Genomic DNA, 20838 nt, shown 5'->3' on the forward strand with positions numbered 1-20838 from the left:
ATGACCCTTCGTGCTCCCGCCCTCGTGCTCGCCTGCGCCGCGGCCTGTGCCCTGCCGCTGCAGGGCGTGGCCCAGTTGCGGGCCGGCCCGCAGGTCCTGCAGTCCCCTCGCGCCGACACCAGCCCGCGGGCAGCCGACTACATCGTGGCAGTGGTCAACTCCGAGCCGATCACCAACACCGAGGTACGCACGCGGCTGCTGCGATTCGAGCAGCAGCTGGCCCAGCAGGGCACCGCCATGCCACCGCGCGCCGAACTCGCACGCGTGGTGCTCGAGCGCCTGATCAGCGAAAAGGCGCAGCTGCAACTCGCCCAGGAGAACGGCATCCGCATCGACGACTTCCAGGTCGACCAGGCCGAGGCGAACGTCGCCCGCCAGTACGACATGGACGTGCCACAGTTGCACCGCCAGCTCGCCGCGGAAGGCGCGTCGGTCGCCGCGTTCCGCCAGGACCTGCGCAACCAGTTGACGCTCACGCGCCTGCGGCAGCGCGAGGTGGAATCGCGCGTGCGGGTGAGCGAATCCGACATCGACCAGTACATCCGCGAGCAGCAGGGCTCGGCGGATGCGTCCGCAACCGAATTGAACCTGGGCCACATCCTGATCGCCGTTCCGGAGAACGCCAGCGAGAGCCAGGTGCGCGAGTTGCAGGCCAAGGCCGAGGGCGTGCTGCAGCGGGTTCGCGCAGGCGAGGACTTCGCCACGCTGGCGCGCCAGTTCTCGGACGTGCCGGGTGCCGCTGCTTCGGGCGGCCAGATGGGCCTGCGACCGGCCGACCGTTATCCGGCGCTGTTCGTGGACGCCGTGCGATCGCTGCCCACCGGGGGCGTGGCAAGCCTGGTGCGCTCCGGTGCGGGCTTCCATGTGCTCAAGGTCCTCGAGAAGAAGCAGGGCGGCATGCCTGGCATCGAGGTGACCCAGACGCACGCGCGGCACATCCTGCTGCGCACAGGGCCGCAGCAGACGGAAGCGCAGGCGCGCGACAAGCTGCTGGACTTCAAGCGGCGCATCGCTTCCGGGACCGCTGATTTCGCGCAACTCGCCCGCGAGTATTCGCAGGACACCAGTGCTGCCCGCAATGGCGACCTGGGGTGGTCGAACCCCGGCAACTTCGTCCCCGAATTCGAGGAAGTGATGAATGCGCTGGCGCCGGGGCAGGTGTCAGATCCGGTGGTGTCGCGATTCGGCGTGCACCTGATCCAGGTGCTGGAGCGGCGCCAGGCCAAGCTGTCGGAACGCGAGCAGCGCGAGATGATCCGCGGCCTCGTGCGCGAGAAGAAGCTCGACGAGGCGTACATGCAGTGGGCCAGGGAAGTCCGCGGCAAGGCGTACGTGGAGTTCCGCGACCCGCCGACCTGATCGTGCGGGCCGGCGACCACATCCCCAGGAAGCGCTTCGGCCAGCACTTCCTCGCTGACCACTCGGTGATCGACGCCATCGTGCGTGCGATCGAACCCCGCGCTGGGCAGTCCATGGTGGAAATCGGCCCTGGCCTGGCGGCCCTGACGCAGCCCTTGGTGGAGCGGCTGGGCCGGCTCACGGTGGTGGAGCTCGATCGGGATCTCGCGACGAGGCTGCGCCAGCATCCGCAGCTGCAGGTGGTCGAGAGCGATGTGCTGCGGGTGGACTTCACGCAGCTGGCGCGGGACGCTGGCGCGAAGCTGCGCGTCGTCGGCAACCTGCCGTACAACATCTCGACGCCCATCCTGTTCCACCTGCTGGACCACGTGGACGCGATCGAGGACCAGCACTTCATGCTGCAGAAGGAAGTGGTGGATCGCATGGTGGCGTCGCCGGGCACTGCCGCTTATGGACGCCTGTCGGTGATGCTGCAGTGGCGCTACGCCATGGAGGACGTGCTGTTCGTTGCGCCCGAGGCCTTCGATCCGCCGCCCAAGGTGGACAGCGCCGTGGTGCGCATGGTGCCCCACGCGGAACCTGCGGCCGTCGACGCTGCCCTGCTCTCCGAACTGGTGCAGGTCGCATTCAGCATGCGGCGCAAGCTGCTGCGCCACAGCCTCGGGCACTGGCTTGCGCAGCGCGGCCTAACGGACGCCTTCGACTTGCATCGGCGCGCCGAGGAAGTGCCGGTGGCCGAATACCTCGAGCTGGCGGCGCGCGTTCAGGCGGACCAGACGTGACAAAGCCCGGCAGCGCCGGGCTTTGTCGATGGGAGCGCGGTGGGACCGCTCAGGCTGCTGCGAGCCAGTACCCTGCGTTGAAAGGGCTGCTCATGCGCAGGGCCAGCGGTGAGACGTCGACCAGCTTGTCGGTGGGCATCTTCTCACCGGCTTCGGTGACTGCGGGGGCCGTGACGGGGGCTTCGTTGCCTTGAGCCTCGTTCGCCCGTTCTGCTTGGCCAGCTTGTGCAGAACGGGCTACAGAAAAGAATAGAAACACCTGAACGGTATCTTCCGGTCGGCCCAATAGTCGGCCGTGTCACGGAAGATGTCCAGCAGCTGTTCGCGTGCTTCCTTGTCGAACTTCGCCGTGGCGGGAATCTGCTCCAGCACGACGATGAAACCCGGCTGCGGCCCCGACTTGTGGACCGGGTCGGTCATGCAGTCGTAGAGGGCGTCGAAGTTCTTGCCGAAATGCGCCGGCAGCATGAACTGCTGGGCCAGCAGGTCCAGCACGTCCTGCTTGCTCTGCGCGTTGGCCAGGTTGGCGTAGAGGAAGTGCTGGCCGAGAGCGCGTGCGGTGTCCTGCAGGTCCTGCACGCGGTGGGCACGGATGGACTGCACGATGTTGCTGCGCACACCCTTCAATGGCGTGTCGCTGATGTCCGGGCGAAGGGAAGTTTCCATCTCCGCGTCTCTTTCCATGGATGTCAAAAACAGGTCCCGCTTCATGTCTGGGTCACTCCACGATCTTGCGAAAACTCGAGTAATGGTCAGCGGTGTAGTAGCACGTGTCCGGCATCCGGGCGGGGCCGCCGCACACGATGCGCCGGGCCCCCCGGTCGCGTGAACCTGGCGTCGCCACGGTGTATTCGCGCCAGTAGCCGCGCCTGGCCGCCGGGAGCTGCCGCTCGCGGTTGCCGAACACCGAGCCGTCCTTGTCGTACGGGAACGGTCCGCCCTGGCGGATCAGTTCGTAGGTTTCCCTGCCCTGCCGGGGAAGCTCGGGCACGCGGATGGTGGCCGGGCTGCCGTCGACCGGGCGCTCCTGGGGACCCTTGGCCTGCACCGGCGCGGGACCGGCAAGCGCAACTGCAAACAAGAGGCTAGTGAGCGCAAACTTGAAGGCAGCAAACCGCGCCATGACGCAGGAAAAGAGGACCTCTGGGGTGACCTGGGGACGCCTTCCGGGCACCACCTGGGACCGTCGAGATCCCCGGGTTTACCCGAAAAATTCAGGGCGCAAGTGTGAATGATCCGGTCACAAAAGGCAAGCGCCTGCCCAATTTTTGGGCAGGCGCCAAGGCTTTTCGGAGACCGGAACGAGTCGGCTAAGTTAGCGCCCGCTGTCAGCCGCGGGCTTCTCGCGACGCGTTCGCGTCAGCGACCGTCAGCGCGGCCATGTTCACGATCCGGCGGACGGTCGTGCTGGCTGTCAGGATGTGGACGGGTTTGGAGGCGCCCAGCAGCACCGGGCCGATCGCGATGTTCCCGCCGGCTGCCGTCTTGAGCAGGTTGTACGAGATGTTGGCGGCGTCGATGTTGGGCAGCACCAGCAGGTTGGCGTCGCCGGCCAGGGTGCTGTGCGGCATCAGGAGGTCGCGCGAAGCGCCGTCCAAGGCCACGTCGCCGTGCATCTCGCCGTCGACCTCCAGCCAGGGCGCGGCGTCCCGCAGCAGCGCCAGGGTGTCGCGCATCTTGACGGCGCTGGGCTGGTTGCTCGAGCCGAAGTTGGAGTGCGACAGCAGGGCCACTTTCGGCTTGATGCCGAACCGCAGCATCTCCTCGGCAGCCATCACGGTGATCTCGGCCAGCTGCGCCGCCGTCGGGTCGTAGTTGACGTGGGTGTCCACCAGGAACACCTGCCGGTTCGGCAGCACCAGCCCGTTCATGCAGGCGTAGGTGCCCACGCCCTCGCGGCGGCCGATCACCTGGTCGATGTACTTCAGGTGGATCTCGGTGGTGCCCCAGGTGCCGCAGATCATCCCGTCCACCTGATCCTTGTGCAGCAGCATCGCGCCGATCAGCGTGAGGCGACGGCGCATCTCGATCTTGGCCATCTGCACGGTGACGCCCTTGCGGTCCATCATGCGGTGGTAGGTCTGCCAGAAGTCGCGATAGCGGTCGTCCTGCTCCACGTTGACGATGTCGTAGTCGCGCCCCTGCTCCAGGCGCAGCCCGAACTTCTCGATGCGCTGGGAGATGATGGCCGGACGGCCGATGAAGGTCGGCCGGGCAATGCCTTCGTCCACCACGATCTGGGCGGCCCGCAGCACACGCTCCTCCTCGCCCTCGCAGAACGCCACGCGCTTCTTCTCCGCCTGCTTGGCGGCGGTGAAGATCGGCTTCATGGTGGTGCCCGACGCATAGACGAAGCTCTGCAGCTTCTCGCGGTAGGCGTCCATGTCCTTGATCGGCCGCAGCGCGACGCCGCTGTCGGCAGCGGCCTGCGCCACCGCCGGCGCGATCTTCATCATCAGGCGCGGATCGAACGGCTTGGGAATCAGGTAGTCGGGGCCGAACGAGAGCTTCTGGCCCGCGTAGGCGGCGGCAACCACCTCGCTCTGCTCGGCCTGCGCCAGCTCCGCGATCGCGTGGATCGCGGCGATCTCCATCTCCACCGTGATGGTGGTCGCGCCCGAATCGAGCGCGCCACGGAAGATGTACGGGAAGCACAGGACGTTGTTGACCTGGTTCGGGAAGTCGGTGCGGCCGGTGGCGAGGATGGCGTCGGGCCGCACCGCCTTCGCCTCGTCCGGCATGATTTCCGGGTTCGGGTTCGCCAGCGCGAGGATGAGCGGATCTTTGGCCATCGACTTGACCATCTCCGGCTTGAGCACGTTGCTCGCCGACAGGCCCAGGAAGATGTCGGCACCCTTGACCACCTCGGCCAGGGTGCGCGCCGACGTCTTCTGCGCGAACTTCGCCTTGTCCGCGTCCATCAGCTCCTTGCGGCCTTCGTAGACGACGCCTGCCAGGTCCGTGGCGAAGATGTTCTCGCGCGGCAGGCCCAGATGGACCAGCAGGTCCAGGCAGGCCAGCGCCGCGGCGCCCGCACCCGAGGTCACGAGCTTAACCTCGCGGATGTCCTTGCCCACCACCTTCAGCCCGTTGATGATGGCCGCGCCGACGACGATGGCGGTGCCGTGCTGGTCGTCGTGGAACACCGGGATCTTCATCCGCTCGCGCAGCTTGCGCTCGACGTAGAAGCAGTCCGGCGCCTTGATGTCCTCGAGGTTGATGCCGCCGAAGGTGGGCTCCAGCGCGGCGATCACGTCGACCAGCTTGTCCAGGTCGTTCTTCTCGTTGATCTCGATGTCGAAGACGTCGATGCCGGCGAACTTCTTGAAGAGGACACCCTTGCCCTCCATCACCGGCTTGGAGGCCAGCGGGCCGATGTCACCCAGGCCCAGCACGGCGGTGCCGTTGGTGATCACGGCCACGAGATTGCCCCGCGACGTGTAGCGGAACGCCGCTGCGGGATCCTTGACGATCTCCTCGCACGGCGCGGCGACGCCGGGCGAGTAGGCCAGCGCGAGGTCGTGCTGGTTGATCAACTGCTTGGTGGCCGCGATCGCGACCTTGCCCGGCGTGGGGTGCTCGTGGTATTCGAGCGCCGCCTGACGCAACTCGGCGCGTTTCTCGGCCGAGTTCAGCGATTCGGTGGGGGGCATGGGCGTGTGTCTCCTGTGGCACGACGCGTCGCCACGCGCCGCTGGCCGTTCATGGTGGGGTTGCGATTGTAGGACCGGCGCAGCCACTGCCGTGGTGCGCCCAGCCCGGCCCGGTTCAGGCCTGCATCAGGGCTTCGATCTCGGCGGCCTTCACGGGCACGTCACGCGTGATCAGCTCGCAGCCGCCGGCGGTGACGATGGCGTCGTCCTCGATGCGGATGCCGATGTTGTGGAACGCCTCCGGCACGCCCTCGGCCGGGCGCACGTAGATGCCCGGCTCGATGGTCAGCACCATGCCGGGCTTCAGGACGCGGCTGGGACGGTTCCTGATCACCTCGCCGGAGAGCGGGTCCTTGCGCTCGCTGACCTCGCCGACCTGCGACGGCTCGACGTAGCTGCCGCAATCGTGCACGTCCATGCCCAGCCAATGCCCGGTGCGGTGCATGTAGAACTGAAAATAGGCGCGCTGCTCGATCACGTCATCGACGCCGCCGACCTTGTTGCGATCCAGCAGGCCGACATCGAGCATGCCCTGGGCGAGTACCTTGACCGTGGCGTCGTGCGGATCGTTGAAGCGGGCGCCGGCGCGCGTGGCAGCCACCGCAGCTTCCTGGGAGGCGAGCACGAGGTCGTACAGGGTGCGCTGAGGCCCGGTGAACCTGCCGTCAGCGGGGAAGGTGCGCGTGATGTCACTGGCATAGCCATCGAGCTCGCAGCCGGCATCGATCAGGACCAGCTCGCCGGCACACAGCGGCGTATCGGCCGCGCGGTAATGCAGCACGCAGGCGTTGGCGCCGGCGGCCACGATCGAGGTGTACGCCGGGTATTGCGAGCCATGCATGCGGAATTCGTGCAGCAGCTCGGCATCCAGGTGGTACTCGCGCACGTCCTTGCCTTCGCGCAGCATGCGTGCGGACAGCTTCATGGCCCGGACATGCGCGTGCGCGCTGATGCGGGCGGCGCGTCGCATGATGTCCTGCTCGTGCGCGTCCTTGATGAGGCGCATCTCGTCCAGCACCGTGCACAGGTCGCGCTGCTGCTCGGGGCAGAGCGCGCCGTAGCGCACGCGGGCACGGACCTGGTTCAGCCATTCGCCCACGCGTGCCTCCAGTCCTGCGTGGATGGCGAAGGGGTACCAGACCGCGTCGCGGTTCTCCAGCAGTCTGGGCAGGCGTGTGTCCAGCTCGCCGATCGCATACGCGGACTGCACGCCCAGCGCCTCAATCGCCGCGCCGGGGCCAAGGCGGTAGCCGTCCCAGATCTCGCGTTCCAGATCCTTCGGGGCGCAGAACAGCGTGCTCGCTCCGTCGCCGGTGATCACCAGCCACGCATTCGGTTCGGTGAACCCGGTGAGGTAGTAGAAGTAGCTGTCGTGCCGGAACAGGAAGTCACTGTCGCGGTTGCGCGGACGCTCCAGCGCGGTGGGGATCAGAGCGACGCCGTTCGGGCCGATGGCCGCCGCCACGCGCGAGCGTCGCTCGGCGTACAGCGAGAAGGGAAGCTCGATGTTCATGGCGGGATTGTCGATGGTTTGGTTTGGGGCCGCGCGGGGCTGGATCGGCATGCTTTCGGCGCACTCGCCTCAGGATGGGTTGCCTGCTGCATCCAGTGCGCGCAGCCGCTCGGGCGTGCCGACGTCCGTCCACGGTCCTTGATACAGGTGGGCCGTGACCACCCGGCGGTCCATGGCCTCGCGCAGCAGCGGCGCGAGCTTGATCTTCAGGCCCTGTGGATTGCCCGCCGGGATGCCGTCGAACAGCGCGCGCCGGAACAGGCCGGTGGTCGAATAGGTGTAGCGCACGTCAGCGCTGCTCCGAGCGATTCCATCCGGATCCAATCCGAAGTCCCCGCGCGGGTTGTGCTCCGGATTGGGCACGAGGATGAGATGCGCGAGCCTGCCACTGGCGGCGAATCGTTCGTAGTCCGCCTGCGTGAACGCGAACCCCGGCATGTGGACATCCCCGGCGACGATCCAGAACACCTCGTCCAGGAGAGGCAGCGCCCGAGCGATCCCGCCGGCAGTTTCCAGTGCGCCGCCGAAATCCCTGCCCTCGTGCGAATAGGCCACGCGCACACCGCTCGCGGTCCGCGGTCCGAAGCGGTCCTCGATCTGCTCGCCGAGCCACGCGGTGTTGACCACGACATCGTGGAACCCGCCTTGGCCGAACGCATCCAGGTGGTACTCCATCAGCGGCTTGCCCCTGACTTGCAGCAGCGGCTTCGGACAGCTGTCGGTCAGCGGGCGCATCCGCTCGCCGCGACCAGCCGCCAGGATCATGGCCCGGGCTCCCGTCATTCGTTGTTCCTGTTCATTCGCCTTCGGTGCCCCGATCCAGCGAGCGCTGCTCGGTCCATTCCGGCGCGAAACGATTCACCAGCGCGTAGATCAGCCCGCGCGCCTTCGCCGACATGTCCGCCCTGCTGCTGGCGAGGTACACGTCGACCGTCGCTGCGCGTTGGGCAGGCCAGGTGTGCAGGCAGACATGGGAGTGGGCCAGCACGAGGACCGCGGTGACGCTGCCGTCCTCGGCGGTCGGGCGCGCCACCTCCTCGAGCACGTCCAGCCCCACCGCCTCGGCAGCCTGCCGGGTCCAGTCACCCAGGGCCTCGGCGTCGGTCAGCCAGCGCGGCTCGCAACGGCACTGGTACAGGTCGGCGGTAAGGTGTAGGCCGCGCATGGGGCGCACTGTAGACGATGACGTGGGAGGTCCTGGCCTGCGCTGCCGGGGTCGAAGGAGGGCGCCACCTTAAAATCCGGGGTTTCCCCACCCGCCCTCCATGCTCGCCTCCACCGCCCCCGATCTCCAGTCTGCTTCTCCCACCGAAACCGACATCGGCGCCCGGCAGATGGCCAACGCCATCCGGGCGCTGTCCATGGACGCCGTGCAGGCGGCCAACTCCGGCCATCCCGGCGCGCCCATGGGCATGGCCGACATCGCGGTCGCGTTGTGGGGCCGGCACCTGAAGCACAGTCCCACCGACCCGTCATGGTTCGACCGCGACCGCTTCGTGCTGTCCAACGGCCACGGCTCGATGCTGGTCTATTCGCTGCTGCACCTGACCGGTTATGACCTGCCACTCGACGAGCTGAAGAACTTCCGCCAACTGCACAGCAAGACGGCGGGCCATCCCGAGGTGGGCGTGACGCCGGGTGTGGAAACCACCACCGGCCCGCTGGGACAGGGCCTCACCAACGCCGTGGGCATGGCCTTGGCCGAGAAGCTGCTCGCGGCCGAATTCAACCGCGACGGCCATGCGGTCGTCGACCACTTTACCTACGTCTTCATGGGCGACGGCTGCCTGATGGAGGGCATCAGCCACGAGGCCTGCGCGCTCGCCGGTGCCTGGAAGCTGAACAAGCTGATCGCCGTGTACGACGACAACGGCATCTCGATCGACGGCCAGGTCGCCCCCTGGTTCATCGACGACACGCCGGCGCGCTTCCGGGCGTATGGCTGGAACGTGATCGGGCCGGTGGATGGCCACGACGTCGATGCCGTGGACCGCGCCATCGCCGATGCGCGCCGCAGCCCCGACAAGCCGACGCTGATCGTCGCCAAGACCCAGATCGGCAAGGGCAGCCCGAACCGCGTGAACACGGCCAAGGCACACGGCGAGGCGCTGGGGCTGGAGGAGGTCAAGCTCACGCGCGAGGCGCTGGGCTGGCCGCACGAGCCGTTCGTGGTGCCCCGCGAGGTCTACGCGGCGTGGGATGCCAAGGCCAAGGGCCGCGCCGCGCAGGACGAGTGGGACAAGCGCTTCGCTGCGTACCGCGCCGAGCATCCGGAGCTGGCCGGCGAATTCGCGCGCCGCATGAAGGGCGAGCTGCCGCGCAACTTCGCGCAAGTGGCCGTCGATGCAGCCCTGGCTGCGCATGCCAAGGCCGAGACCGTGGCCTCGCGCAAGGCGTCGCAGATCGCCCTGGAAGCATTCACCGCCGCCCTGCCCGAGCTGCTGGGCGGCAGCGCCGACCTGACCGGCTCCAACCTCACCAACACCAAGAGCACGCCGCCGCTGCGGTTCAACCTTGCCGGTGAAGTGCAGCGCACCGAGGACGGCCGCATCGGGCGCCACATCAACTACGGCGTGCGCGAGTTCGGCATGGCCGCCATCATGAACGGCATCGCCCTGCATGGCGGCTACATCCCGTACGGCGGCACCTTCCTCACCTTCAGCGACTACAGCCGCAACGCGATCCGCATGGCGGCCCTGATGAAGCAGCGGGTCGTGCACGTGTTCACGCACGACTCGATCGGCCTGGGTGAAGACGGCCCGACCCACCAGTCGGTCGAGCACGCTGCCAGCCTGCGCCTGATCCCGAACCTGGATGTGTGGCGCCCGGGAGATACCGCCGAAACCACGGTGGCCTGGACGGTGGCGCTGCAGAACCGGGCGCGCCCCACGGCGCTGCTGCTCTCGCGACAGAACCTGACCTATGCGCCGAAGGCCGGGCTCGAGGACATCAGCAAGGGCGGCTACGTGCTGGCCGAGCCGACCGAAGTCGGTGTGCGTGGCCGCCCGCGCGCCGTGATCATCGCCACCGGCTCCGAGGTGCAGTTGGCGCTGAAGGCCCAGGAGCAACTGGGCCAGCAAGGCATCGCGGTGCGTGTCGTCTCCATGCCCAGCACCACCACGTTCGATCGCCAGAGCGCCGCCTACAAGCAGGACGTACTGCCCGCCGGCGTGCCGCGCATCGCGGTCGAAGCCGGCGTGACCGACTTCTGGTGGAAGTACGGCTGCGCCGCCGTGGTGGGCATCGACACCTACGGCGAATCGGCGCCGGCCAACGTGCTCTTCAAGCACTTCGGGTTCACGCCGGAGAACGTCGCGGACACGGTGCGGGCCGTGCTGTCGCGCTGAACGGGCCATCCCCCACGCCGCACGGCCACGCTGCATTGCGGCAAGATCCAACCATTGCCTTTCTCATCCTTCGGAGCCATCAATGACCATCAAGATCGGGATCAACGGATTCGGCCGCATCGGCCGCATGGTGTTCCGCGCCGCGGTGCAGAACTTCAACGACATCGAGGTGGTGGGCATCAATGACCTGCTCGAGCCCGACTACCTGGCCTACATGCTGCAGTACGACAGCGTGCACGGCCGCTTCAAGGGCGAGGTCTCGGTGGACGGCAACACGCTGGTCGTCAACGGCAAGCGCATCCGCCTCACCGCGGTCAAGGACCCGGCGGAGCTGAACTGGGGCGCCGTCGGCGCCGAGGTGGTGGTCGAGTCCACCGGCATCTTCCTCACCAAGGAAGGCGCGCAGAAGCACGTCACCGCGGGTGCGAAGAAGGTGATCATGTCGGCCCCGTCCAAGGACGACACGCCGATGTTCGTCTTCGGCGTGAACCACAAGACGTACAAGGGCGAGGCGATCATCTCCAACGCGTCCTGCACCACCAACTGCCTGGCGCCGCTGGCCAAGGTGCTGAACGACAAGTGGGGCATCAAGCGCGGCCTGATGACCACCGTGCACGCCGCCACCGCCACCCAGAAGACGGTCGACGGCCCGAGCAACAAGGACTGGCGCGGCGGCCGCGGCATCCTCGAGAACATCATTCCGTCGTCGACTGGGGCGGCCAAGGCGGTGGGCGTCGTGATTCCCGAGCTGAACAAGAAGCTCACCGGCATGGCGTTCCGGGTTCCGACCTCCGATGTGTCCGTGGTCGACCTCACGGTGGAGCTGAACAAGGAAGCGGCCTACAAGGACATCTGCGCCGAGTTCAAGGCCCAGTCGGAAGGCGCGCTCAAGGGCGTGCTGGGCTACACCGAGGACAAGGTCGTGGCCACCGATTTCGTCGGCGACGCGCGCACCTCGATCTTCGACGCCGAGGCCGGCATTGCCCTGGACGGCACGTTCGTCAAGCTGGTGAGCTGGTACGACAACGAGTGGGGCTACTCGAACAAGGTGCTGGAGATGTGCCGCGTGGTGGCCGCCCGCTGAGCGCTCCTGCAGCTGCACGAGAAACGCGCCTTCGGGCGCGTTTTTTCATGGGGTCGCGCGTTGACGCGCGCGCGAGGCCACTCCTATGGTCGCCTTCCACGTGAAAGGAGGGGCGGCATGCAGCAGGAGGACACGGCATTCAGGCGCTGGCTGGCGCACAGGAGCTGGGGCTTGACGGTGCGCTACTGCAGGGTCGTCGGCTTGCTGCTGCCGCCGGCCGCGGTGGCGACCGATCTGCCACTGCTTCGGCGCGGCATTGGAAGCCTCGAGTGGCTCGTCGCGTGGCAGGTCACGGCGGAACTGGTCTGCGTCGCCGTCGTGCTCGCCGATCGCTGGTGGCCCGCCCATCGCGGTCGCGAGCTTCCGCTGCACGCGTTCTGCGCCGTGTTCATCACCCTGTGCGCCTGGATCGGCGCCGTCGACGGCAGCATGCGCGGCGACTTCTCGATCTACGCTGCCGGGCTCACCTTCGGCGCGGCGGTGGCGGCCACGCCGCGGCGCATGCGGCAGCCGTTGTACGCAGCGACACTGCTGGTGCTGGCGATCCCCGTCTGGCGGCGCGATGGGGGTGACGCCATCCTCGTCGTGTCGTCGCTGGTCAACCCGTTCTGCGTTGTCGTGCTGTGCCTCTGGCTGGACCGCATCACGTTCTCCCGCGACCTGGATCTGTACCGCCAGACGCAGCGTGCACAGGCCGAACGGCGACGGGCCGACGAGCTGCTCCACAACGTGCTGCCGCTCGCAGTGGCCGAGGAACTGAAGCGCGAACGGCGCATCACTGCACGCAAGTTCCAGAACCTGGGCGTGCTGTTCGCCGACATCGCGGGCTTCACGCGCTACGCCAACCGGTTGCCGCCAGAGGCGCTGGTCCTCGTGCTGGACGAGATCTTTACGGCGTTCGACGCCTTGGTGGAGAAGCATGGCGTCGAGAAGATCAAGACGATCGGCGACGCCTACATGGCCGTCGCGGATGCCAGGGTGCCGGCGCTGTGCCAGCTGGCGCTGGACATGCGCGACGCTCTCGAGCGCTACAACCGCGTCAACGGCACGGAGCTGGCGATGCGCATCGGCATCCACGCGGGGCCGGCGGTGGGCGGGGTGCTTGGCACCAAGCGATTCCTGTACGACGTCTGGGGCGACACGGTCAACGTGGCGAGCCGCGTCGAGGCCGCGGGACGTGCCGGCAGCATCCATGTCACCGACGCCGTGGCGCAGCAGGCCGCCGCGCGGTTCACGTTGGCCGGACGCGGATTGATCGAACTGCAGGGTCGGGGCCGCGTGCTCACCTACTGGCTGGTGGGCGAAGCATCGGCTGCTGTCGAGGCCCAGGCGCATCCGGCGACCCTGGCGGCGTGATCCGCCACGCTGGGCGATGATCAGGCGATGGAACTCCGTCGCCTCACCGCCGCCGACGCAGCGGCCTACCGGGCCCTTCGCCTGCGTGGCTTGCACGAGCATCCCGAGGCATTCACGTCCAGCTGGGAGGAGGATGCCGCGCGGCCATTGGCGGTCACCGAGTCCAGGCTGGCTTCCCCGCAGCAGGTGCTGTGGGGCGCATTCGCGGGCGAGACGCTTTGCGGCATCGTGGGCCTGGAGCTGCTGCGCCGACCCAAGGAGCAGCACAAGGCCAAGGTGGTCGGCATGTACGTGCCTGGCGACGCCGCAGGCCGCGGCATCGGTGCTGCACTGCTGCAAGTGCTGCTCGCGCACGCGCGGCAGGCTGGCCTCACCGACCTCGTGCTCACGGTCACGGACGGCAATGCCGCGGCACAGCGGCTCTATCGCAAGGCAGGCTTCCAGGCGTTCGGGACCGAACCGCGCGCCATCCGGGTGGACGGCCGCGCTTTCGGCAAGGTGCACATGCACCTTGCACTCACGCCGGACGACGCGCCGTAGCGCGTCGCGCAGGCACTCACCCCTGCAGGTGCTTGCCCACGATGCCGGCCAGCTCGAACATGGTCACCTGCGGCTTGCCGAACACCTTGTGCAGCTTGGCGTCGGCATTGATGGCGCGCTTGTTGGCCGTGTCCTGCAGGCCGTTGGCCTTGATGTAGTCCCACAGCTTCTTGATCACCTCGGTGCGGGCCACCGGTTCCGCGCCGATCACCGCGGCCAGCTCGGGGCTGGGCGTCAGGCCCGGCCCCGCCTTGCGCGCTGACTTCGCCGGCGCCGCCTTCTTCGCGGCAGGGGCCTTCTTGGCCGAGGGCGCCTTCGCAGCCGTCTTGCCGGCCGTCTTGGCGGCGTACTTCGCCGCCGGCTCACGCGCTGGGCGCCCGGGCGCACCCTTGCGCGCCGGGAACTTGCTCTCGCGTGGCTCGAAGGCGAAGTTCACCTTGCCGGCTTCCGCGTCCCAGGCCAGGAACGCCTTGAATGGCCGACGCGTGCGCATCGAGACGAACTTGTCCAGCAGGTCCGTCTTGCCGGTCGCCAGCAGCTTGCGCATCTGGTCGCGGTCGACCGGCTGCTGCAGGATGATCTGGCCGGTCTTGAAGTCGCAGCTCGGTGTCGGCTGCGCTGCGGTCGGCACCGATTTCTCGCAGAGGTAGTTCTTGCCGAACTCGAACACGCGTGACGCGCACTTCGGGCACGGCCCGAGCGATTCCTGGCCCGAGAAGTCGACCAGCTCGCCCGTTTCCGCAGGATCGGCTTCGTCGCCGAAGTCGAATTCCAGCTTCCAGTTCTTGTCCTCGTCGCTGTACTTCAGCGCGATCTCGGCCGTGAACGGCCAGCCCGCCTTGGACCGGAAGCCCTCCAGAGGACCGATCTTCTTGTCGCGCAGGAACTGCTCGACCTCGTCCAGCTCGAACGCGCGCCCCGCGGGGAGCTTGGTGAACGAGAAGCCGCAGGCATCGTCGCCGCTGCCGCTGCGCCCCGCGCAGGTGTAGCGCCGGTAGTTCTCCTTCACGATGCCGCCACAGTTGGGGCAAGGCGTCTTCAGGGTGGCGTAGTCACCCGGCACGGTATCGCGGTCGTACTCCTTGGCCTTCTTGACGATGTGCTTCGTCATCTCGGCGATCTCGCGCATGAACGCGTCGCGCGAGAGGCGGCCGTGCTCCATCTGGGCCAGCTTGTATTCCCACTCGCCGGTGAGTTCGGGCTTGGTCAGCTCCTCGACGCCCAGGCCGCGCAGCAGCGTCATCAGCTGGAATGCCTTGGCGGTGGGAATCAGTTCCCGCCCTTCGCGCAGCATGTACTTCTCGGTGATCAGGCCTTCGATGGTGGCGGCGCGGGTGGCCGGCGTGCCCAATCCCTTTTCCTGCATCGCCTCGCGCAGTTCGTCGTCCTCGACCAGCTTGCCGGCGCCTTCCATCGCGCCGAGCAGCGTGGCTTCGGAGTAGCGTGCCGGCGGCCGCGTCTTCAGCCCGCGTGCCTCCACGGTGTCGGCCCGCACCATCTCGCCATCCTTGACCGGGACCAGCGTCTTGCTGTTCTCGTCGCCCTCCTGGTCGGCCTCCTTGCCCCAGATCGCAAGCCAGCCGGGCCGGACCAGCACCTTGCCGTCGGTGCGGAAGCTGTGTCCCGCCACCTGGCTGATGCGCGTGGTCACCAGGTACTCGGCGCTCGGGAAGAACACCGAGAGGAAGCGTCGCACGACGAGGTCATAAAGCTTCTGCTCCGCGTCCGACAGCCCGCTGGCTGCCTGCAAGGTCGGAATGATCGCGAAGTGGTCGGAGACCTTGCTGTTGTCGAACACCCGCTTGGTCGGCTTGACGTAGCCCTTGTCCAGCGCTTCCTTCGCGTACGGTGCGAGGTGGCCCATGCCGCTGCTCGCCAGCATGCCCATGGTGTCCTTGACGGTGGCCAGGTAGTCCTCGGGCAGCGCGCGCGAGTCGGTTCGCGGGTAGGTCAGTGCCTTGTGCCGTTCGTAGAGCGACTGCGCCAGCGCCAGCGTCGTCTTGGCCGAATACCCGAAGCGCCCGTTGGCTTCGCGCTGCAGCGACGTCAGGTCGAACAGCAGCGGCGAAGCCTGGGTGGTCGGCTTGGATTCTTCCGTGACGCTGGCTGACTTGCCGCGCACGGCGTCGGCGATGGCCTCGGCCTCGCGCTGCGACCACACGCGGTCGGCGCGCAGCTCCGCATCGTCGGGGTTCTTCTTCCACTTGGGATCGAACCACTTGCCGGGGTACTCGCCGGCTTCCGCCACGAAGGTGGCGTGCACCTCCCAGTAGTCGCGGCTGACGAACTTGCGGATCTGTTCCTCGCGTTCGACGACGACGGCCAGCGTGGGTGTCTGCACCCGGCCCACGGTGGTGAGGAAGAAGCCGCCGTCGCGCGAGTTGAACGCGGTCATCGCGCGGGTGCCGTTGATGCCCACCAGCCAGTCGGCCTCCGAGCGCGAACGTGCCGCGCTGGCCAGGCCTTCCATCTGCTTGTCCGTGCGCAGCTGGTCGAAACCGTCGCGGATCGCCTGCGGGGTCATGGATTGCAGCCACAGCCGACGCACCGGCTTGCGTGCCGTGGCGGCCTTCTTGCCCGCTGCCTCGTCGCTGCCGAACGCGAACTGCTCGATCAGGCGGAAGATCAGCTCGCCTTCGCGTCCGGCGTCGCAAGCGTTCACCAGCGCGGTCACGTCCTTGCGCTTGGCCAGCTTGACCACCGCGTTCAGCCGCGACTTGGTCTTGTCGACCGGCTTCAGGTCGAAGAACGGCGGGATCACCGGCAGGTGCGCGAAGCTCCATTTGCCGCGCTTGACGTCGAATTCCTCGGGTGCCTGGATTTCCACCAGGTGGCCGACGGCGCTCGTGACGACATAGGTGTCGTTCTCGAAATACTCGTCGTGCTTGTCGAACTTGCCGGCCACCGGCGTCAGCGCGCGGACGATGTCCTGGGCGACGGATGGCTTCTCGGCGATGACCAGTGTCTTTCCTGTCACGGGTGGTGTGTGCGCCGCCTTCCGGGGGCGCGCCTTTCGTTGTTCCTACAATCTCGGCTCCACGTGCGCGCATGCGCGCACGCGTACGTGTGCACATTCAACTTATCAGACTTCCATCCATGCCAGCAAAAGCAGTCCAGGCCGGGCGAAAAATCCAGACGCGCAAGTCGGGCATCCACGGCAAGGGCGTCTTCGCGGTCCAGGACATCGCCGAGGGCGAGACCATCATCGAGTACGTCGGCGAGATCATCACGTGGGCCGAGGCCCAGCGGCGACATCCGCACGATCCCAACGACCCGAACCACACCTTCTACTTCCATGTCGACGAGAAGCGCGTGATCGACGCGCTGTACGGCGGCAACTCCTCGCGCTGGATCAACCACTCGTGCGCCCCCAACTGCGAGGCCGACGAGGAGGATGGGCGCGTCTTCATCAAGGCGCTGCGCAACATCAAGGCTGGCGAGGAGCTGAACTACGACTACGGCCTCATCATCGACGAGCCGTACACGAAGAAGCTGAAGGCCGAGTATCCCTGCTGGTGCGGCGCCAAGGCCTGCCGGGGCACGTTGCTGGCGCCCAAGCGCCGGCGCTGAGCCGCCGGGGCAGCGACTTGGAGGGCGCTCCGGCGTTCGAGTTCCTTCGCGACGTGCACGCATGACCTGGCCTCTCGAAGCCGTGTGGGAACAGTCGGTGGCGCTGCTGCCGGGGCTGACAGCCGAGCTGCTGCCGGAGATCGATTCCACCAACAGCGAACTGATGCGCCGTGCGCGTGCCGGCCAGCTCGATCCCGTCGTCCTGGTGGCCGAGCAGCAGACAGCGGGGCGAGGTCGGCTGGGCCGCCCGTGGCAGAGCGAACCGGGCGCTTCGCTCACCTTCTCGGCGGGGCGCGTGCTGGAGCCCCGATCGTGGTGGGGACTGTCGCTGGCCGTGGGCCTGGCCATTGCCGAGGCGCTGCATCCATCCATCCGGCTGAAGTGGCCCAACGACCTGTGGGTGGGGGAGGCCAAGCTCGGCGGAATCCTGATCGAGACAGCGAGTGCCGGGCCGGACTCGCAGGCCCGCTACGCCATCGTCGGCGTCGGCCTCAACGTGCTGCCGCGTCCTGCGCACGGCCTCTCCACGCCGCCAGCCTTCCTGCAGCAGGTGTGTCCCGGAATGGACGCAGGTGCTGCGCTGCTGGCTGTGGTGCCAGCACTGGTTGGCGCGCTGCAGCGGTTCGAAGCGGAGGGGTTCGGCCCGTTCCACGATGCATTCGCGCGCCGCGACGTGCTGGCCGGCCGCCCGGTGCGTCTGTCCGATGGGACTGAGGGCGTTGCGCAAGGCGTGGATGGACAGGGCGCACTGCTCGTGCATACTGCCGCCGGCCCGGTCGCCGTGACCAGCTCGGAAGTGAGCGTGCGGCCGGCCGACTGATCGATCCATGCTGCGCCTGCTTGTCCTCCTGCTGCTCCTGGCCAACGCCCTCTACTTCGCGTGGGCGCAGGGCCAGTTGCAGCCGCTGGGGCTGGCGCCGGTGCAGCAGAGCGAGCCGAACCGGGTCGCGCAGCAGATCAAGCCCCAGGCAGTCCGGGAACTGAGCGCCGAGGACGTGCGGAAGATCGAAACGGGGGCACGCAGTGCGGAGTGCCTGCAGGCCGGCCCGATCGATGACACCGCGGTCGCTCCCGTGACGCAGGCGCTGGCTGGCTGGCCCGCCGGCAGCTGGACGCTGGTCCCGGTGAGCGAGCCCGCGCGGTGGATCGTCTACATGGGCAAGTACCCCAGTCCGGACAACGTCGCGAAGAAGAAGTCGGAGCTGCGACAGATCGGTGTGACCTTCGAGCCGGTTGCCAATCCCGAACTGGAGCCCGGCCTGTCCCTTGGCGGATTTCCCACGCAGGCCGAAGCCAACCAGTTGCTGGAGCGCCTCGCCGCGCGCGGCGTGCACACCGCGCACGTGGTGCAGGAGCGGCCCGAGGTGAAAGGCCAGCAGCTGACCCTGCCGGCCGTCAACGACGACATGCAGGGCCGGCTCGACGAGCTGCGCACCGCGCTCGCAGGCAAGACACTGCGGCCGTGCCGCTGACACTGGAGATCACGTCATGACACGCAAGCTGTACTTCGCGCCGGGCGCCTGTTCGTTCGTGCCGCACACGCTGCTCGAGACGCTGGGCGAGCCGTTCGAGCCGGTGCTGGTGAAGCTGCACAAGGGCGAGCAGAACACGCCGGAGTACCGCGCGTTGAACCCGCACGGCCAGGTGCCGGTGCTGGTGGACGGCGATGCCGTGATCACGCAGATCGTCGCCATCGTGGACTACCTTGACCGTCGGCATCCGGCGGCCGGGTTCCTGCCCGCGGAGCCGGTCGCCCGCGCCAAGGTGATGGAGACGCTGGCCTGGATGAACAACACCGTGCACCCGACGTTCACGCATGTGTTCATGCCGTTCAAGTACAGCGACAAGCCCGAGGTGCAGGTCGAGCTCAAGGCGTACAACGCACGGCTGTACCGGCCCATGCTGGCGGACATCGAGGCCATGGCAGAGAAGGCTGCCGCAGCCGGTTCGGCATACCTGGCAGGCCCGCAGTTCGGTCCGCTCGATGCCTATGCACTCACGCTGCTGCGCTGGGGCGGGTTTGCGGGCATCGATCCGACGACGTTCCCGGCGCTCTGGGCGCATGTGCAGAAGGTCGCCCAGTTGCCCGCGGTCGCGCGGGCGGTCGCGCGCGAGCGGCTGCAGCTGAACGTCTACCAGGCAGCCTGAGCGGCTCCAGTCGCGCGCGACGCAAGCTCCGTCACGACGAAGCGAACGACCAGCCGCGCGCCGGGCGGGTTGTGCCCCGGATGGGCATCCTCGACGCGGATGTCGGCCCCGTGCTGGCGCGCAATCTCCAGCACGATGGGCAGGCCCAGCCCGGAGCCGTCGACGTTGGTGCCGAGCGAGCGGTAGAACGGCTGGAACACGAGCTCGCGTTCGGCCTCCGGAATGCCCGGGCCGGAATCCTCCACCTGCAGCACGACCGCCTCGCCGCTGGGATCCGTCAGCACGCGTGCAGTCACGACGCCGGGTTGCGCGTCGCTGGACGGCGTGTAGTTGATCGCGTTGTCGACCAGGTTGCGGATCAATTCCTTCAGGAGTGTCGGATTCCCCTGCACCGCGACGCCGCTGGCACCTGGCAACGCTCCTTCGTACCCCAGGTCCACCCGCCGATCGAGGGCGCGCGGCAGCAGGTCCTGCACCACTTCGCGCGTGAGCTGGGGCAGGTCGCAGGCGGATCGCGGCAGGGTCTTGCCGCTGGACTCGGCCCGCGCCAGGGCGAGCAACTGGTTGACGGTGTGCGTGGCACGAATGCTGGATCGGCCGATCTGCTTGAGCGACTTCTTCAGTTCCTCCGCGTTGGCGTTCTCTCTCTGTGCGAGGTCGGCCTGCATGCGAAGGCCGGCCAGCGGAGTCTTCAGCTGGTGCGCGGCATCGGCAAGGAACCGCTTCTGCGTCGCAATGGAATCCTTCAGCCGGGTGAGCAGGTCATTCACCGAGGACACCAGCGGCGCCACCTCCAGCGGCACGGCCCGGTCGTCCAGCGGGGAAAGGTCGTCCGGCTTGCGCGCGCGGATGCGCTCTTCCAGCTGCGACAGCGGCTTGATGCCGCGCACCAGGGCCAGCCAGACCAGCAGCACCGCCAACGGCAGGATCGCGAACTGCGGCAGCATCACCCCCTTGATGATCTCGGTGGCCAGCACCGAGCGCTTCTCGCGCGTCTCGGCTACCTGCACCAGCACCAGCGGTCCGCCAGGAAGATCGGCCCGCACCCAGGTGTACGCCACCCGCACGTCGAAGCCTCGCATCTCGTCGTCGCGCAGGCGCACCTCCCCCGGTGCGGGGCGTTCCTCCTCGGGTGGCAGCGGGAAGTCGCGTTCGCCGCTCAGCGCCTCGCCCCGGGGGCCGCGGACCTGGTAATAGACCTGGTCGGAATCGTCGGCACGCAGCATCTCGCGCGCGGGCTGTGGCAGGTAGAACACGAGGCGCTGTTCCTGCACCGTGACCTGCTGCGCCAGGGCCTGCACGTTGTACTCGAGCGCGCGATCGAACGGCTTGCCGGCGATGCTTTGCGCGACCAGCCAGGTGAGCGCCAGGCTCACGGGCCACAGCAGCAGCAGCGGCGTGAGCATCCAGTCGAGGATCTCGCCGAACAGCGAGCGCTGCTCACGCTGGAAGATCTTCATGGGAGTGGTTCGGCCTCGAGCGTTGC

At 67.8% G+C, this 20838-nt stretch carries 17 protein-coding genes and 1 pseudogene; 10 read left to right on the forward strand and 8 right to left on the reverse strand.

The features are described from left to right. Both ACPWT1_RS04555 and rsmA read left to right on the forward strand, forming a co-directional pair. Complete coding sequence (locus tag ACPWT1_RS04555) at window positions 1-1359, forward strand: peptidylprolyl isomerase (RefSeq protein WP_427914222.1); 1359 nt, start codon at window positions 1-3, stop codon at window positions 1357-1359. 2 nt (window positions 1360-1361) lie between these two features. After that, window positions 1362-2141: a 16S rRNA (adenine(1518)-N(6)/adenine(1519)-N(6))-dimethyltransferase RsmA gene (gene rsmA / locus ACPWT1_RS04560; protein ID WP_427914223.1), complete on the forward strand. Its 780-nt coding sequence runs from the start codon at window positions 1362-1364 to the stop codon at window positions 2139-2141. A gap of 237 nt (window positions 2142-2378) precedes the next feature. Here rsmA and ACPWT1_RS04565 read toward each other — a convergent pair whose 3' ends face one another. The 6 genes from ACPWT1_RS04565 to ACPWT1_RS04590 all read right to left on the reverse strand — a co-directional run bounded on the left by ACPWT1_RS04565 (window position 2379) and on the right by ACPWT1_RS04590 (window position 8472). After that, window positions 2379-2807: a barstar family protein gene (locus tag ACPWT1_RS04565; RefSeq protein ID WP_427914224.1), complete on the reverse strand. Its 429-nt coding sequence runs from the start codon at window positions 2805-2807 to the stop codon at window positions 2379-2381. Between the two features lie 52 nt (window positions 2808-2859). Further along, window positions 2860-3264 (reverse strand): ribonuclease domain-containing protein, encoded by a 405-nt coding sequence (locus ACPWT1_RS04570; RefSeq protein WP_427914225.1) that lies wholly within the window; start codon window positions 3262-3264, stop codon window positions 2860-2862. Window positions 3265-3469: 205 nt separating this feature from the next. After that, on the reverse strand, window positions 3470-5794 hold the full coding sequence (locus tag ACPWT1_RS04575) for an NADP-dependent malic enzyme (protein WP_427914226.1): 2325 nt from the start codon (window positions 5792-5794) through the stop codon (window positions 3470-3472). Window positions 5795-5909: 115 nt separating this feature from the next. Next, window positions 5910-7307, reverse strand: coding sequence for an aminopeptidase P N-terminal domain-containing protein (locus ACPWT1_RS04580; protein ID WP_427914227.1), 1398 nt, complete (start codon window positions 7305-7307; stop codon window positions 5910-5912). A gap of 69 nt (window positions 7308-7376) precedes the next feature. Continuing rightward, on the reverse strand, window positions 7377-8072 hold the full coding sequence (murU, locus tag ACPWT1_RS04585; RefSeq protein ID WP_427914228.1) for an N-acetylmuramate alpha-1-phosphate uridylyltransferase MurU: 696 nt from the start codon (window positions 8070-8072) through the stop codon (window positions 7377-7379). A gap of 31 nt (window positions 8073-8103) precedes the next feature. Further along, window positions 8104-8472 (reverse strand): S-adenosylmethionine decarboxylase family protein, encoded by a 369-nt coding sequence (locus tag ACPWT1_RS04590; RefSeq protein WP_427914229.1) that lies wholly within the window; start codon window positions 8470-8472, stop codon window positions 8104-8106. A gap of 100 nt (window positions 8473-8572) precedes the next feature. Between ACPWT1_RS04590 and tkt the strand changes: the two genes are divergently transcribed. From tkt to ACPWT1_RS04610, 4 genes are all read left to right on the forward strand, one after another. Then, window positions 8573-10654 carry a transketolase gene (tkt, locus tag ACPWT1_RS04595; protein ID WP_427914230.1) on the forward strand — a complete coding sequence of 694 codons (2082 nt, stop codon included), beginning with the start codon at window positions 8573-8575 and terminating at the stop codon, window positions 10652-10654. A gap of 82 nt (window positions 10655-10736) precedes the next feature. Next, window positions 10737-11738, forward strand: coding sequence for a type I glyceraldehyde-3-phosphate dehydrogenase (gene gap / locus ACPWT1_RS04600; RefSeq protein WP_427914231.1), 1002 nt, complete (start codon window positions 10737-10739; stop codon window positions 11736-11738). A gap of 117 nt (window positions 11739-11855) precedes the next feature. Continuing rightward, window positions 11856-13094, forward strand: a complete 1239-nt coding sequence (locus tag ACPWT1_RS04605) for an adenylate/guanylate cyclase domain-containing protein (RefSeq protein ID WP_427914232.1) — start codon at window positions 11856-11858, stop codon at window positions 13092-13094. A 27-nt stretch (window positions 13095-13121) separates the two neighbouring features. Then, a complete protein-coding gene (locus ACPWT1_RS04610) occupies window positions 13122-13634 on the forward strand; it encodes an N-acetyltransferase family protein (protein WP_427914233.1) in 513 nt (170 codons plus the stop codon). 16 nt (window positions 13635-13650) lie between these two features. Here ACPWT1_RS04610 and ACPWT1_RS04615 read toward each other — a convergent pair whose 3' ends face one another. After that, the gene (locus ACPWT1_RS04615) at window positions 13651-16611 is read right to left on the reverse strand and encodes a DNA topoisomerase III (RefSeq protein ID WP_427914234.1); all 2961 of its coding nucleotides are present in this window, start codon (window positions 16609-16611) and stop codon (window positions 13651-13653) included. Window positions 16612-16730: 119 nt separating this feature from the next. On the opposite strand from ACPWT1_RS04615, the pseudogene ACPWT1_RS04620 reads away from it, so the two are divergent. The 4 genes and pseudogenes from ACPWT1_RS04620 to ACPWT1_RS04635 all read left to right on the forward strand — a co-directional run. Then, window positions 16731-17195, forward strand: a pseudogene (locus tag ACPWT1_RS04620) (SET domain-containing protein); the annotation flags it as partial. A 70-nt stretch (window positions 17196-17265) separates the two neighbouring features. Beyond that, a complete protein-coding gene (locus ACPWT1_RS04625) occupies window positions 17266-18024 on the forward strand; it encodes a biotin--[acetyl-CoA-carboxylase] ligase (RefSeq protein WP_427914235.1) in 759 nt (252 codons plus the stop codon). 7 nt (window positions 18025-18031) lie between these two features. Beyond that, the gene (locus ACPWT1_RS04630; protein WP_427914236.1) at window positions 18032-18676 is read left to right on the forward strand and encodes an SPOR domain-containing protein; all 645 of its coding nucleotides are present in this window, start codon (window positions 18032-18034) and stop codon (window positions 18674-18676) included. Between the two features lie 16 nt (window positions 18677-18692). Further along, a complete protein-coding gene (locus ACPWT1_RS04635) occupies window positions 18693-19352 on the forward strand; it encodes a glutathione S-transferase family protein (RefSeq protein WP_427914237.1) in 660 nt (219 codons plus the stop codon). Here ACPWT1_RS04635 and ACPWT1_RS04640 read toward each other — a convergent pair. After that, window positions 19337-20812 carry a sensor histidine kinase gene (locus tag ACPWT1_RS04640; protein ID WP_427914238.1) on the reverse strand — a complete coding sequence of 492 codons (1476 nt, stop codon included), beginning with the start codon at window positions 20810-20812 and terminating at the stop codon, window positions 19337-19339. The two genes, ACPWT1_RS04635 and ACPWT1_RS04640, sit on opposite strands and share 16 nt — an antisense overlap. Between the last annotated feature and the right edge of the window lie 26 nt (window positions 20813-20838).

Source organism: Ramlibacter sp. MMS24-I3-19 (assembly GCF_050320135.1).
Lineage (GTDB): Bacteria > Pseudomonadota > Gammaproteobacteria > Burkholderiales > Burkholderiaceae_C > Ramlibacter.

Excerpts from the sequence above, each read along its gene's own strand:
- ACPWT1_RS04630 (WP_427914236.1), top strand. The coding sequence starts at position 18,032 with ATGCTGCGCCTGCTTGTCCTCCTGCTGCTCCTGGCCAACGCCCTCTAC.
- ACPWT1_RS04565 (WP_427914224.1), bottom strand. The coding sequence starts at position 2,807 with ATGGAAACTTCCCTTCGCCCGGACATCAGCGACACGCCATTGAAGGGT.
- ACPWT1_RS04575 (WP_427914226.1), bottom strand. The coding sequence starts at position 5,794 with ATGCCCCCCACCGAATCGCTGAACTCGGCCGAGAAACGCGCCGAGTTG.
- gap (WP_427914231.1), top strand. The coding sequence starts at position 10,737 with ATGACCATCAAGATCGGGATCAACGGATTCGGCCGCATCGGCCGCATG.
- ACPWT1_RS04590 (WP_427914229.1), bottom strand. The coding sequence starts at position 8,472 with ATGCGCGGCCTACACCTTACCGCCGACCTGTACCAGTGCCGTTGCGAG.
- ACPWT1_RS04625 (WP_427914235.1), top strand. The coding sequence starts at position 17,266 with ATGACCTGGCCTCTCGAAGCCGTGTGGGAACAGTCGGTGGCGCTGCTG.
- ACPWT1_RS04580 (WP_427914227.1), bottom strand. The coding sequence starts at position 7,307 with ATGAACATCGAGCTTCCCTTCTCGCTGTACGCCGAGCGACGCTCGCGC.
- ACPWT1_RS04635 (WP_427914237.1), top strand. The coding sequence starts at position 18,693 with ATGACACGCAAGCTGTACTTCGCGCCGGGCGCCTGTTCGTTCGTGCCG.
- ACPWT1_RS04610 (WP_427914233.1), top strand. The coding sequence starts at position 13,122 with ATGGAACTCCGTCGCCTCACCGCCGCCGACGCAGCGGCCTACCGGGCC.
- ACPWT1_RS04555 (WP_427914222.1), top strand. The coding sequence starts at position 1 with ATGACCCTTCGTGCTCCCGCCCTCGTGCTCGCCTGCGCCGCGGCCTGT.
- murU (WP_427914228.1), bottom strand. The coding sequence starts at position 8,072 with ATGATCCTGGCGGCTGGTCGCGGCGAGCGGATGCGCCCGCTGACCGAC.
- ACPWT1_RS04570 (WP_427914225.1), bottom strand. The coding sequence starts at position 3,264 with ATGGCGCGGTTTGCTGCCTTCAAGTTTGCGCTCACTAGCCTCTTGTTT.
- tkt (WP_427914230.1), top strand. The coding sequence starts at position 8,573 with ATGCTCGCCTCCACCGCCCCCGATCTCCAGTCTGCTTCTCCCACCGAA.
- ACPWT1_RS04605 (WP_427914232.1), top strand. The coding sequence starts at position 11,856 with ATGCAGCAGGAGGACACGGCATTCAGGCGCTGGCTGGCGCACAGGAGC.
- ACPWT1_RS04640 (WP_427914238.1), bottom strand. The coding sequence starts at position 20,812 with ATGAAGATCTTCCAGCGTGAGCAGCGCTCGCTGTTCGGCGAGATCCTC.